Here is a 13,768-nt window from a genome sequence, read left to right on the forward strand (position 1 = left end):
TAAATTATGGCTAGTAACAAAATTATTGGAATTGATTTAGGAACTACTAATTCAGCAGTTGCCGTTCTTGAAGGTAACGAACCAAAGATTATTCCTAATCCAGAAGGTTCAAGAACGACTCCTTCAGTCGTTGCATTTAAAGATGGTGAAATTCAAGTTGGGGAAGTTGCAAAGCGTCAAATGATCACTAACCCGAACACGATTTCATCGATCAAGAGCCACATGGGTGACAGCAATTACAAAGTCGATGTTGATGGTAAGAGCTACACTCCACAACAAATTTCTGCAATGATCTTACAATACATCAAGAAGTTTGCTGAAGACTACATTGGTGACACTGTGGACAAGGCAGTTATCACTGTTCCTGCATACTTTGATGATGCCCAAAGACAAGCAACTAAGGATGCTGGTAAGATTGCTGGATTAGATGTTAAGCGGATTATCAACGAACCTACTGCTGCTGCGTTAGCTTATGGTTTGAACAAGAAGGATAACGACCAAAAGGTATTGGTATATGACCTTGGTGGTGGGACCTTTGATGTTTCCGTTCTTGAATTAGGTGACGGTGTGTTCCAAGTCCTTTCTACTAATGGTGATACTCACTTAGGTGGGGATGACTTCGATAAGAAGATCATGGACTGGTTAATTGATGGCTTCAAGAGCGAACATGGAGTCGACTTATCCAAGGATAAGATGGCATTACAACGGTTAAAGGATGCTGCTGAAAAGGCTAAAAAGGACCTTTCAGGAGTTTCTGAAACTGAAATCAGCCTTCCATTTATCGCTTCTGGTGATGAAGGTCCACTTCACTTGACTGCTAAGTTAAGTCGTTCTAAGTTCAATGAATTAACTGCTGACTTAGTTGAAAAGACTAAGGCCCCATTCGATAATGCATTGAAGGATGCTGGATTATCCACTTCTGACATTGATAACGTTATCTTAAATGGTGGTTCTACTAGAATTCCAGCCGTTCAAGAAGCTGTTAAGCAATGGACTGGCAAGGAACCAAACCACTCTATTAACCCTGATGAAGCCGTTGCCGATGGTGCTGCTGTTCAAGGTGGGGTGCTAACTGGTGATGTTAAGGATGTTGTGCTACTTGATGTTACACCACTTTCCCTTGGTATTGAAACCATGGGTGGGGTCTTCACTAAGTTGATCGACAGAAACACGACCATTCCAACTTCAAAGAGTCAAGTCTTCTCAACTGCCGCTGATAACCAACCAGCTGTTGATATCCACGTCTTACAAGGTGAACGGCCAATGGCTGCTGACGACAAGACGCTTGGTCAATTCCAATTAACTGATATTCCTGCTGCTCCTCGTGGAATTCCTCAAATCGAAGTTACTTTCGATATCGATAAGAACGGAATCGTTAACGTTTCCGCTAAGGATAAGGGAACAGGTAAGTCCCAAAAGATTACCATCAAGGATTCCAATGGTCTTTCCGATGACGAAATCAACAAGATGATGGATGAAGCAAAGGCTAATGCCGATGCTGATGAAAAGCGCAAGGAAGAAGTCGACTTAAAGAATGAAGTTGACCAATTGATCTTCCAAACTGATAAGACTTTGAAGGATGTTGAAGGTAAGGTATCCGAAGACGAAATTAAGGCTACTAAGGATGCTGAAGCTGCTTTGAAGAAGGCCAAGGAAGAAAACAACCTTGATGACATGAAGGCTAAGAAGGATGAACTACAAAAGCAAGTTCAAGAATTAGCTACTAAGTTATATCAACAAAATCAACAAGCTCAAGGTGGCGCTGATGCTGGTGCAAATGCTGGTTCAGATTCTGCTAAGGGTGATGACAACACAGTTAACGGTGACTTCCATGAAGTTAACGATGATGATAAGAAGGACAATAACAAATAATAATTGTTATTAATTCGTTGTCATAAAAAGTCAAAGTCGCTGAATTAGACTTTGGCTTTTTATTGTCTTAGGGGTTTGAATCCTTTAAAATAAAAATAGATATGAACTTAGGAGGAAAATAATGGCTGGAGAAGATTATTACAAGGTGTTAGGCCTGGATCATGATGCCAGTGAAAGCGATATTAAACGGGCATATCGGAAGCTAGCAGCAAAGTATCATCCAGATGTTAACAAGGCACCTGATGCGGAAGCTAAATTCAAGCAAATCACTGAAGCATATGAAGTATTGAGTGATAAGAATAAAAAGGCGAACTACGATCAATACGGATCAGCAGATGGGCCTCAAGGCTTCGGCGGTGGTGGAGTCGGCGGTGCTGGTGGTTTCGGCGGCTTCGGTGGTGGCGCTGGTGGCTTCGGTGGCGGTGGCTTCGAAGACATCTTTAGCCAATTCTTTGGTGGGGGTGGCCAACAAGCGCATAACCCGAATGCACCAACGCAGGGACGTGATCTTCAATACCAAATGGGGCTTAATTTTGATGAAGCCGTGTTCGGTAAGAAGACAACGATTAAGTATAATCGTGAAGCGACCTGTCAGACCTGTGGTGGAAATGGTGCGAAACCAGGGACCAAGCCACAAACCTGTCAACACTGTCATGGAAATGGCTATGTGACCGTTGAACAAAATACGCCGCTCGGTCGGATTAGAAGTCAACAGGAATGTCCAGTTTGTCACGGGACTGGGAAGGAAATCAAGGAAAAGTGTCCTACTTGTCATGGTGCTGGTAAGACTGAACAAGCCCATGAAATTGCTGTTACGGTGCCAGCTGGTGTAGATGACGGCCAACAGATGCGTTTACAACAACAAGGGGATGCAGGAAGTAATGGAGGTCCTTACGGGGACTTATACATCCTATTCTCAGTAAAACCAAGCAAGCACTTTCAACGTGAAGGAACTCGGATTACCTATAAGCAAACGATTTCATTTGCCCAAGCCGCACTGGGGTGTGAAATTAAAGTGCGGGCTTTAAATGATGATCAAAAGACCGAAGATGGCGAAGTCAGCCTAAAGATTCCGGCAGGGACCCAAACAGGCACGAACTTCCGTCTGAGGGGCAAGGGAATTCCAAACGTCAACGGGGCCGGTCGTGGTGATGAAGTGGTTAACGTTAATATCGTTACGCCACGGAACTTGAATAAACGGCAACGAGAAACGTTGAAAGAATTCGCCGATGCTAGTGGTGAAGACATCAATGTAACGCAAAATCAATCATTTTTCGATAAAATGCGCGACAAGTTTGATAAGAAATAGTTAATAATGGCCAGCCAATCGCTGGCTTTTATTGTATCTAATTTGTTATCAGTGTCAGTGGTTGTTATAATTAAGAGAAATAATTACCGTAACGAAAAAGAAAAAGGCAGGACAAAAAATGGATCTTAATGAAATGAAGGAACACCAAAAATACATTCGGAACTTTTCCATTGTCGCACATATTGATCACGGAAAATCAACGCTGGCTGATCGAATTCTAGAATTGACCGATACGGTCGCTAAGCGGGATATGCGGAATCAACTATTGGACAATATGGAATTGGAACGGGAACGTGGAATCACGATTAAATTGAATGCTGTTAAATTGACCTATCATGCTAAGGACGGTCATGACTATGAGTTTCATTTAATTGATACACCTGGGCACGTCGATTTTTCTTACGAGGTTTCAAGAAGTCTAGCAGCTTGTGAGGGGGCATTGTTAGTTGTTGATGCTACCCAAGGGGTAGAAGCTCAAACCCTAGCGAATGTTTATTTAGCCCTTGATGATGACTTAGAAATTATCCCAGTCATCAATAAGGTCGATTTGCCATCTGCACAAGTAGACGAAGTGAAGGCTGAAATCGAAAACATGATTGGCCTAGATACTTCTGATGCAGCGTTGACCAGTGCCAAAACAGGGTTGGGCGTTCCAGATTTACTTGAAAAAATTGTGAATGATATTCCTGCACCAAGCGGTGATATCGATGCCCCACTAAAAGCGTTAGTATTCGATTCCGTTTATGATGATTATCGTGGAGTCGTATTGAGTGTTCGTTTGGAAGATGGGGTTGTAAAGACCGGCGATAAAATCCTATTAATGAATAGTGGGACTCAATATGAAGTCACTGAAGTAGGGGTCAACTCTCCGCATCCAGTTAAGCGCGATTATTTAATGGCAGGAGACGTGGGCTACATTACCGCTAGTATTAAGGATATTAATCAAACCCGAGTTGGTGATACCGTTACATTGGTCAATAATCCAGCTGATAAGGCCCTTCCTGGTTATCGAGAAATGAATCCGATGGTGTATGCAGGGCTATATCCTACTGATAACGCAAAGTTTGGCGATCTGCGTGAAGCCCTTGAAAAGCTAAAGTTAAACGATGCTTCACTAGAATTTGAACCAGAAAATTCGCAAGCGTTAGGATTTGGATTCCGTTGTGGATTTTTAGGGTTATTGCATATGGATGTAGTTCAAGAACGGCTAGAACGTGAATTTAACCTTGATTTGATCACGACTGCGCCTTCCGTTACCTACCACGCATTTACAAATGATGGCAATGAAGTAGATGTTCACAATCCCTTCGAAATGCCAGATGCTTCTGCCATTAAGAAGATTGAAGAACCGTTTGTGAAAGCAACGATTATGGTTCCCAACGACTACGTGGGGGCGGTAATGGAGCTTTGTCAAAAACGACGGGGGCAATTTGAAACGATGGATTACCTTGATGACACGCGGGTCAATGTGATTTACCATATGCCCCTTTCGGAAATTATTTTTGATTTCTTTGATAAATTAAAATCAGGAACCCATGGATATGCATCATTGGATTACGAAGTTGATGATTACCAACCAAGTGATTTAGTTAAAATTGATATTTTGCTGAATGGTGATCAAGTCGACGCCTTAAGTTTTATTTCACATCGATCGTTTGCTTCTAGTCGGGCGCGTGAAATCGTTGGGAAACTTAAGACAATCATTCCACGCCAAAACTTTGAAATTCCAATTCAAGCCGCGATTGGTGCGAAGGTGATTGCTAGAACGAACGTTAAGGCATACCGTAAAGACGTGACCGCTAAACTATATGGTGGTGATCGGACTAGACGGATGAAATTACTGGAAAAGCAAAAGGCCGGTAAGAAGCGGATGAAAGCGGTTGGAAAGGTCGATATCCCACAAGAAGCCTTCATGGCGGTGTTAAAGACCGATGAAGATGAATCCGATGGTTCGAACTAGATTGACATTTATGGTTAACTACAGTAATCTATTATTAATATAATATCTTTAATTAGTCCAGAGAGACTAGAAGATGGTACGAATATCAAGCACTTATTTAAAGCCCCCATTAACTAGTCTGTTAGTGGGGGCTTTTTTGAAAGGAATTTTAAATGAAGAATAATTTTCATGATGATGATGCAGTATTAGATGTAAATGATAAGCCAAAGTTAATCCCATGGGTTGGGCTATCCTTACAACACATGTTTTCAATGTTTGGAAGTACGGTAATCGTACCGTTACTAGTGGGGTTAAGTCCGAGCATTGCACTATTTTCATCCGGGGTGGGGACCCTGCTTCACATCTTAATCACCAAACGCCAGATTCCCGCGTATATGGGATCGAGTTTTGCATTTATCGTTCCTATGGCTTCATTGATGAAAACGACAGGCTATCCTGGAATTGCGCAAGGGGTGGTAACGGTTGGAATCGTGTATCTGATTGTTGCAGCTATGATTGCAATGATTGGTAAAGATTGGGTCGATCATTTATTGCCGCCGATCGTAGTCGGTCCGATCATTATGGTGATTGGGCTTTCTTTGGCGGGTAGTGCAGCTAATGATGCGATGATGAATAATAATCATTATGATATTAAATTCTTCGGGATTGCTCTTCTTACCCTTGCACTAGCAGTGTTCTTTAACATGTATTTAAAGGGATTCTTAGGCCTGATTCCCGTATTACTAGCCATTGTTTGTGGTTATATAGTTTCGATTTTTTTGGGACTAGTTAATATTAGTGTAATTGCCAATGCCCCGTGGTTCAAAATGCCACCGTTTGAATTGCCATTTATTAACTATTCTTTTCATCTAAACGTTGGAGCCATTATTGCAATTGCACCGATTGCATTCGTGACAATGACAGAACATATTGGACATCTGATGTTATTAGATGAATTGACCCACCGCGATTATTTCAGATCACCTGGATTGAACCGCACCTTAGCCGGTGATGGAGCGGCATCGATTGCAGCTGGGCTTTTAGGAGGACCTGCTGTAACTAGCTATGGTGAAAACATTGGGGTAATGGCCATCACTAAGGTTCATAGTGTGTATGTTTTGATGGGGGCCGCCGTCTTTGCTATTTTATTTGCGTTCGTTAACAAGCTGAACGTGTTAATTATGCAGATGCCAAAACCAGTTATTGGGGGAATTAGTTTCTTATTATTCGGGACCATTGCAGCTAGTGGGATTAAGCTCATGGTTGAAAAACAAGTCGATTTAAATCTCAAGCGTAACCTTATGATCGCATCGATCATTTTGGTAATTGGGGTGGGGAATGCTTATTTACAAATCGGTAATCAATTTCAATTTACTGGATTAGGGTTAGCAACTGTAATCGGAATTATCTTAAATTTAATCCTTCCTAAAGAATAATAGTTAATATAGCTAGGGCTGCTAAGGTAAGCCCTTTTTATTTTCTTGAATTGCGGTTGGATTTATATTCCTTTATAATTAATGTTAATCAACTAAATTTCATAGTACTTAGGAGGGTTTTTATGAAATTTATCATTAACCTGTTGCCTAATGACCAATTAGACGAACAGAATTTAGTTAGTTTTGTGAATAATATAACTAATCAATACCATAGAAGTGAATTAGCAATTGTAATTAAAAATGATGGCCAGTTAAATACTGGCTTATTTGAATTTATTAATAATCTGCCAGTCATCGTTTATGATGATCCAGCTGATATCGAATTAGCGACTCAGGGGGAAACCTATTGGCTTAATTTGCATGTTGATGATGCATTATTACCAGATGCAATAATGCAATGGGAGAACACGTTAGACCAACACCCAATTAACCTATTATTTTTAAGCACTGTTGATAACGAAAGCTCGATTGGTGAACAATTGGACCCGTTTTTGGAATCGACTAGTGATGTTAAGATTAATACGATTAGGCATATCTTTGATGTGGACGTAAATACTGAATTAGTGAGCCTTCCGCTGCGAAAGAAATTGAACCTTTTATTGGGACTACAAAGTTATTACATTAATGACCGCAATTATCGATATCGGACATTTTTTAATAATGTTGACCTTAGTGGTCGAAACGTTCTATATCGGATCGATAGTGATAAGTTAGCAAGCAAAAAACCACTTTTGGCTAAATTATTATACGATTTGATCGAAGATGATGAATACCTTAAGTTAAACATGCCAACTTTAGTTCTTAGTGCTAATTCAGTTAATACGGAATTGAATGCCGTTTTACAAATGATCGATAATCTAGCGCTTATTTTTGATGAAAAAATTAAAAATTACTATTCCAAAGCATTGGTTAATCGATTAAGTGCGCTTTATAGTTCAATTGTTTTAAATCATGCTAATTTAGGTGATAGTAAAACGCTAATGGCAAAGCTAAAGTCAGCAGTTAACGAGCTGCCTTATGATTTAAAAAAACAGATTAAATTAAAAGTATCGCATAACGGGCTCTTAGGTTCGATTCAAAAATTATTTTAGAAGGGAAATGACACTATGAAATTTAGCATCATCACACCGTGTAAACCCGAAGATTTAGATAAATTAGATGAATTAAGGTTAAACTTGGAATCCCAGACTTTCAGTCAATTTGAATGGATTATTGCATGTAATGATTTTGATAATCGTTTTCAAGAGAGCCATTTCCCGATTCAGGTGGTGTCTTTCAAACCCGAAACAATTGGGGCAGCCCGCAATGCTGCTCTAGATGTTGCGATTGGTGATTACGTTGTTTTTGTTGATGCCGATGACTTTTTAATGCCCAATGCATTTAAGAACTTGAATCATATGACACCACGAAATAGCGATACTTTGATTGATTTGAATCATTATAAAACTTATGAAACGCAGGCAGCGTTTTTTAAGGACTTAAAAATCAACCATCGTCCAAATGATTTCCTTCCTGATTGGGGTGGCAAAAACAATCGTAAGCCCAGAACGCGCAGCCTTAATTTAAACTCAGCTAATCTAAAGCACTTAGGATTATCTAAAAAGGCTGATCATTGGTTAACTAATAAGTATAAAATTTTTGCACATGACAATCGTTATGATAAATTAGGGTCTCAGCTCGTATTAGTTGGAAAGGTGATCAGTCGTCAATTTATAATTGATCATCATTTAAAATTTAATGATAATAATGAATTATATTCTGATGTTCAATTTATGATGAACGTTTTGAATTATACTAAGCGTACGGTTGAAATTTCGGAACCACAATACGTGATGGTCTATCATAACGATCCGATTAATGACCCATCAAACGCCCAATTAGTTAGTAATAATCGTTGGCAGTCGTTATTTAAAACATGGCGAGATGGTTATCAACAACTCACTAGTAAACGTTTTCAATTAGCTTTTTCTGTTTATACGATTGGCAGGATAAATAGTCGCTTTTATAAGGCTTTGTTAACTGAAAATGATTCAATCGGGGATGTTTTAGGGACATTAAATTCAGCTAGCGATTACTTAAAATTAATTGCTCGGCGTGCCATAAATACTGTTAACGTCCTTAGCAGAAGGATTATTTTGGCAATTATTAATGAAAATTATAAATTGGCACGAAGCCTAATGATTTCGATTGTCTTTGGTAGAAACGCACACCGTCTTTTGAAAAAACGGGGACGTGGGATTACTAAGTTGTTATATCAAAATGTTTTTACACGGATGCCAATTAAAACGAATGTCATTTTTTATGAATCGTTTTTAGGACGAAACTACTCAGATAATCCGAAGTATATCTATGAATATATTCAAAAACATTATCCTGGTAAGTATCAACATGTTTGGAGTGCATCAACACCACAGGTTAAAGCTGCAATTGCAGATCAGCCAGATACGTTGGTCGTAAAGCGATTCGGATTTAAGTATATGTATTATTTAGCAACTTCTAAATTTCAGGTCTTCAATTTAAGACAACCTCGTTGGTTCGTAAAAAGAAGTGGCACGAAATTATTATCGACTTGGCATGGTACACCACTAAAAAGGTTGGTTTTCGATATTGATAACGTGGTGAACGCCACACCAATGTATAAACGAAATTTCTATGAACAATCGCGTCAGTGGGATTATTTAATTGCACCGAACCAATTTTCTGCCGATGTATTTAGTCATGCCTTCATGTACCCACAAAGTCAGATGATTAAATCAGGATATCCCCGCAATGATATTTTAAATGCTCCAGATCGTGATCAAAAAGCACTAGCAATTAAGCAACGCCTTGGGATTCCACTTGATAAAAAGGTTATTTTATACGCACCAACATGGCGGGATGACGAACGAGCCAGTGGAAATGAATATAAGTTCCAGCTTAAGTTGAACGTTGCTAAATTACGCGAGAACTTTGGTGATGACTATGTAATGATTCTAAGGACCCATTACTTCATCACAGATCGCATCGATACGACTACGTTTGGTGATTTTGTCTACAATGAGTCTAATTATCAAGATGTCTCAGAATTATATTTAGTATCTGATATTTTAATCACTGATTATTCAAGTGTATTCTTTGATTATTCGATTTTGAAGCGACCAATTTTATATTTTGTGTATGATTATGATAACTATGCGAAAGTTCTTCATGGTTTTTACCTTAATATGCAAAAAGATTTACCTGGTCCATTGCTTAAGACCAATGATGAAGTAATTGATGCAATTCAAAATATCGATCAAATTCAGCAACGATATGCACAAAGGTATCAATCATTTGTGCAACGCTTTGATGCTTGGGAAACTGGGCATGCTGCTGAAAAAGTCGTAGAAGTCCTATTGAATAATTCTAAACAATAAATAATGAAAACGGTTACTTAATTCAAAAAAGTCATGAAAAAGGCTTGCTTTTTTGAGCAAATGTTATATAATTTATTTTGTTATGAATTTCACAATGATTGTTGTAATTCCATATTTACATTTAATTAATTAAGTAAATATGTATTTAATAGTTAGATTAAATATTCACAAATTAGGATGGGTGATTAAATTATGGCTTCTGGACGTTCGACTAGAACGATTTCAATGACTAGCGCAATTATTTATTTCGTTATCTCATTGATCATTAACTCAGCTGGAAATGTTCTAACCCTGGTTTCAAGTGCAAAGGTTAGTCCATCATTCTTAGGTTCAGCTTATTGGACCGCTGCTGAAAGTAACTTAGGAAAGGCTCTTTTGGGACCTGATAACCCAACTGCTTTATTTTGGGCATTCTTTGGATTAGGTTTGATTATTACTTTCTTGAACATGATATTAGTTGGAAAGTGGAGTTGGAACCGTCTAATTGGAAATATTTGTTTCTTAGGACCATTCTCGCTTTTGATTCAATTATTCTCAAACATCTTTACTAAGATTTTCCCCGTTGCGCATGGAATCGGAATGACGATTTTCTACATTTTCCTTAACTTCCTAGGGGTTGCATTTATTGGATTAGCAATTTCAATCTATCAACGAGTTAATATTGCTTTACATCCGGCTGATGATTTAATGCAAATCTTACGTTTTAAATATTGTAATGGTAGCGCTACTAAGGCGATGTGGGTATCTTACATCCCACCTACTATCATGGCAATTATCGCTGCATTGATTACCCCAGGGCCACTTTTGGTTAAGTTTGCTAACTTTGGATTGGGAACTGTCTTTGCATTCTTGTTCCAAGGTAGTATTACTGGAATTTCAGATAAGAAGGTCTTTCCATCTCTTAAGCACCAAGCCATTGATGTTGGTACTGTTGGTGAATCAGAAAAATAATTGATTAAATAAAAAGAACATCCAATTTGGATGTTCTTTTTTAAATGTAATTTTTAATGCTAGTTTTGAGTTTAATATGGTGAACTTGATGTTGATCTTGATGGTTGATTTGGTCCATTAGCATTTGATATGCAGTGAATCCCATTTTAGAAGCTGGTTGGTGGTTTGCCACAATTGGAATATTAAGCAATGACAAGTACGGATTGTCATCAAATGTACCGACTTGAATATTTGTAACGTTATGGACTGCAATTTGTTTTAAAACCGCCCTTAAGATGGTGTTATCCGTTGCAAAAATGCCATCACATGCTTGGTTGACCAATAATTGACTTGCTAGTTGGGCAATGTCATTTCCATCTTGTTGGCCATATTTAATAATATCGGCATCCAATTTGATTTGATGATCTAAAAGCGCTTTTTGATAGCCAATAATGCGATTTGATTTGTTTTTGAATAGGGCATTCCCAATGATACCAATTCGTTCTGCACCATTTTGCAGCATTTGTTGAACAATGTTATAACTACCGTTAATATTGTCCACTAATACATTATCAAAATACTGATTTTCGGATTGATTTGCAATGCGATCGACAAATACAATTGGGGTATCGCCGATTAACTTTCGATAGTTATTAACCATTCCGGTACTAGCGACTATAATTCCATCAACCATCTGATCAAGCATTCCCTTAACGGCATTGATTTCATTTTCTGGTTGTTCGTTTGTGGTATTGATCATTAAATGATATTGATCCGCTTCAGCAGATAATTGAATGGTATTTAAGATCCTAGAAAAGAATTGATTGTCAAAGGTTGGAACAATAATCCCAATTATTTTGGTATGGTGAGTTTTAATACTTTTGGCTACTAGGTTGGGATGGTAATTGTTGCGCTTGGCAATTTTTTGGATGAGCCTGCTAGTTTGTTGTGAAATTTTGGGATCATGGTTGAGTGCTCTTGAGACAGTCGACTTGGAAAATCCTGTTAAATCAGCAATGTTTTGAAGTGTAGTACGCTTTGGCATGCTCGGAAATTCCCCCTTTAATTAATATTATAATCTTATCATATTCGATTATCCGTTTGCCTTTTATTTAAAATTTGATTATTATTAATAACAAATATAAACGGTTATTAAAATGATTATACTTAGACTTTAAATTGTTATTGATTAAACAAGGGATTGCTTTATAAGGTTGTGATTTAAGGAATTGACCGTAATGGAAATGAGGAGTTTCAATGGAATGGCAAGAATTAACGGTAAAGACTAATAATGAAGCTGTTGAAGCGATTAACAATATGTTAATGGAATCTGGGGCAAGCGGAATTCAAGTTGATGATAATAATAAAGTCGTTATCATTAATGCTTATTTTAATGAACGCATTAAAATTAATGAGTTGATTCCAGAACTACAGTTACGTATCAATCAGCTAACTGATTTTGGATTAGATCCAAAACCAGCAGAAATTGGTCTAAAGCCAGTTAATGATGATTCATGGGCATTGACTTGGGAAAAATATTACCATCCCACTAGGCTAACTCGTTTTTTAACCGTCGTTCCAGATTGGGAGGACTATCAACCGCAAAGCGCCAATGAATTGATCATTAGGCTAAACCCAGGGCGCGCATTTGGAACCGGTACGCATCCTACCACGATTTTAACTTTACAGGGATTAGAGACTGTCATTCGTGGTGGAGAATCCATGCTGGACGTTGGAACTGGTTCTGGGGTCTTAAGCATTGCCGCTAAGTTAATGGGGGTCGGTAGCGTTAAGGCGTTCGATCTTGATGATATTGCAGTTCAGTCTGCATTAGAAAACATTCGCTTGAATCCGATTGCAAGGGATGTATCCGTTAGTGCTAACGATATGTTGAACGGTGTTAATGATGTTGTCGACATTATCGCTGCAAACATGCTTAGCGATGTTATTGTTCCCTTGATTCCCCAGGCAATCAATTGCTTAAAACCAGGTGGTAAAATGGTGATATCTGGAATCATTAACGATAAGCTATCATTAATCTTAACTACTCTGACTAATAATGGATTTGTGATTAGTGAGACGATGTCAATTGATGATTGGCGTGGAATCATTGCTATGAAACCATTAGAAGAGGAGTAATTTAATGCAACATTATTTTTTAGAGCAACCAATCACAGTTGGTCAAACGATCGAACTGCCAGCAACGATCAAAAAGCACTGGTTAAAGGTAATGCGGGCGGTGGATGGAACGCAAGCAGAATTTGTGGATAATTCTCAAAAAGTATTTATTGGGGAATTATTTCAATCTGCAGATCAACCAATGATTAAGGTGATTAGTCAAAAGAATTTTAATGCGGAACTACCGTTTTCCGTTACGATCGCTTGTGGAGTTGCCAAAAATGACAAAGCCGATTGGATGGTGCGCAAAGCCACTGAACTGGGGGTTGATCGGGTAATATTTTTTGCTGGCGATTGGTCGATCGCTAAGTGGCAGGGAAATCGAATCGATAAAAAATTAGCACGCTTGAACACGATTGCGCTTAGTGCTGCTGAACAATCACATCGTAATAAAGTCCCAATCGTTGAATATCAGGATAGCTTAAGCGATATCGTTGCTGGTCAATATGATCAAAAAATCGTTGCTTATGAAGAATCTGCCAAATCTGGTGAGGGCTCAATGCTTCGTCGTACGATCGATCAAATGGAAAGTGGGGATTCCATTATTGCTGTATTTGGCCCTGAAGGTGGGATTTCACCACAAGAAATCGAATTATTAAAAACTGCTAATGTAAAACAAGTTGGGTTAGGCCCTAGAATATTAAGAACTGAAACTGCACCGTTATATTTGCTATCAGCAATTTCAGCATTTTCTGAATTAAGTTAAAGG

Annotated in this window: 10 protein-coding genes; 9 read left to right on the top strand and 1 reads right to left on the bottom strand. The window is 38.5% G+C overall.

Annotated elements, in window-relative coordinates; translation table 11 throughout:
* Window positions 1-6 precede the first annotated feature (6 nt).
* From dnaK to ACSYTJ_RS03225, 7 genes are all read left to right on the top strand, one after another.
* Window positions 7-1,872, top strand: a complete 1,866-nt coding sequence (gene dnaK, locus ACSYTJ_RS03195; protein ID WP_491720100.1) for a molecular chaperone DnaK — start codon at window positions 7-9, stop codon at window positions 1,870-1,872.
* Between the two features lie 121 nt (window positions 1,873-1,993).
* Window positions 1,994-3,181: a molecular chaperone DnaJ gene (gene dnaJ / locus ACSYTJ_RS03200; protein WP_491720101.1), complete on the top strand. Its 1,188-nt coding sequence runs from the start codon at window positions 1,994-1,996 to the stop codon at window positions 3,179-3,181.
* A 118-nt stretch (window positions 3,182-3,299) separates the two neighbouring features.
* Entirely contained in the window at window positions 3,300-5,141 is a 1,842-nt protein-coding gene (lepA, locus tag ACSYTJ_RS03205; protein ID WP_491720102.1) for a translation elongation factor 4, read from the top strand.
* A 152-nt stretch (window positions 5,142-5,293) separates the two neighbouring features.
* Window positions 5,294-6,556 (top strand): uracil-xanthine permease family protein, encoded by a 1,263-nt coding sequence (locus ACSYTJ_RS03210; protein WP_491720103.1) that lies wholly within the window; start codon window positions 5,294-5,296, stop codon window positions 6,554-6,556.
* Window positions 6,557-6,678: 122 nt separating this feature from the next.
* Window positions 6,679-7,647 carry a hypothetical protein gene (locus ACSYTJ_RS03215; protein ID WP_491720104.1) on the top strand — a complete coding sequence of 323 codons (969 nt, stop codon included), beginning with the start codon at window positions 6,679-6,681 and terminating at the stop codon, window positions 7,645-7,647.
* 15 nt (window positions 7,648-7,662) lie between these two features.
* Window positions 7,663-9,951 carry a bifunctional glycosyltransferase/CDP-glycerol:glycerophosphate glycerophosphotransferase gene (locus tag ACSYTJ_RS03220; protein ID WP_491720105.1) on the top strand — a complete coding sequence of 763 codons (2,289 nt, stop codon included), beginning with the start codon at window positions 7,663-7,665 and terminating at the stop codon, window positions 9,949-9,951.
* 192 nt (window positions 9,952-10,143) lie between these two features.
* Window positions 10,144-10,902, top strand: a complete 759-nt coding sequence (locus ACSYTJ_RS03225; protein WP_491716189.1) for a DUF6198 family protein — start codon at window positions 10,144-10,146, stop codon at window positions 10,900-10,902.
* A gap of 40 nt (window positions 10,903-10,942) precedes the next feature.
* On the opposite strand, the gene ACSYTJ_RS03230 is transcribed toward ACSYTJ_RS03225, so the two are convergent.
* Window positions 10,943-11,926 carry a LacI family DNA-binding transcriptional regulator gene (locus ACSYTJ_RS03230; protein WP_491720106.1) on the bottom strand — a complete coding sequence of 328 codons (984 nt, stop codon included), beginning with the start codon at window positions 11,924-11,926 and terminating at the stop codon, window positions 10,943-10,945.
* A 212-nt stretch (window positions 11,927-12,138) separates the two neighbouring features.
* Between ACSYTJ_RS03230 and prmA the strand changes: the two genes are divergently transcribed.
* Together prmA and ACSYTJ_RS03240 are read left to right on the top strand one after the other, a co-directional pair.
* Entirely contained in the window at window positions 12,139-13,020 is an 882-nt protein-coding gene (prmA, locus tag ACSYTJ_RS03235) for a 50S ribosomal protein L11 methyltransferase (protein ID WP_491716191.1), read from the top strand.
* Between the two features lie 4 nt (window positions 13,021-13,024).
* A complete protein-coding gene (locus ACSYTJ_RS03240) occupies window positions 13,025-13,765 on the top strand; it encodes an RsmE family RNA methyltransferase (protein WP_491720107.1) in 741 nt (246 codons plus the stop codon).
* Window positions 13,766-13,768 lie beyond the last annotated feature (3 nt).

The organism is Nicoliella sp. ESL1113, assembly GCF_058509245.1.

Coding starts and splice junctions, on each gene's coding strand:
- dnaK (WP_491720100.1), top strand. CDS start 7: ATGGCTAGTAACAAAATTATTGGAATTGATTTAGGAACTACTAATTCA.
- ACSYTJ_RS03230 (WP_491720106.1), bottom strand. CDS start 11,926: ATGCCAAAGCGTACTACACTTCAAAACATTGCTGATTTAACAGGATTT.
- dnaJ (WP_491720101.1), top strand. CDS start 1,994: ATGGCTGGAGAAGATTATTACAAGGTGTTAGGCCTGGATCATGATGCC.
- ACSYTJ_RS03225 (WP_491716189.1), top strand. CDS start 10,144: ATGGCTTCTGGACGTTCGACTAGAACGATTTCAATGACTAGCGCAATT.
- ACSYTJ_RS03210 (WP_491720103.1), top strand. CDS start 5,294: ATGAAGAATAATTTTCATGATGATGATGCAGTATTAGATGTAAATGAT.
- ACSYTJ_RS03240 (WP_491720107.1), top strand. CDS start 13,025: ATGCAACATTATTTTTTAGAGCAACCAATCACAGTTGGTCAAACGATC.
- lepA (WP_491720102.1), top strand. CDS start 3,300: ATGGATCTTAATGAAATGAAGGAACACCAAAAATACATTCGGAACTTT.
- ACSYTJ_RS03215 (WP_491720104.1), top strand. CDS start 6,679: ATGAAATTTATCATTAACCTGTTGCCTAATGACCAATTAGACGAACAG.
- prmA (WP_491716191.1), top strand. CDS start 12,139: ATGGAATGGCAAGAATTAACGGTAAAGACTAATAATGAAGCTGTTGAA.
- ACSYTJ_RS03220 (WP_491720105.1), top strand. CDS start 7,663: ATGAAATTTAGCATCATCACACCGTGTAAACCCGAAGATTTAGATAAA.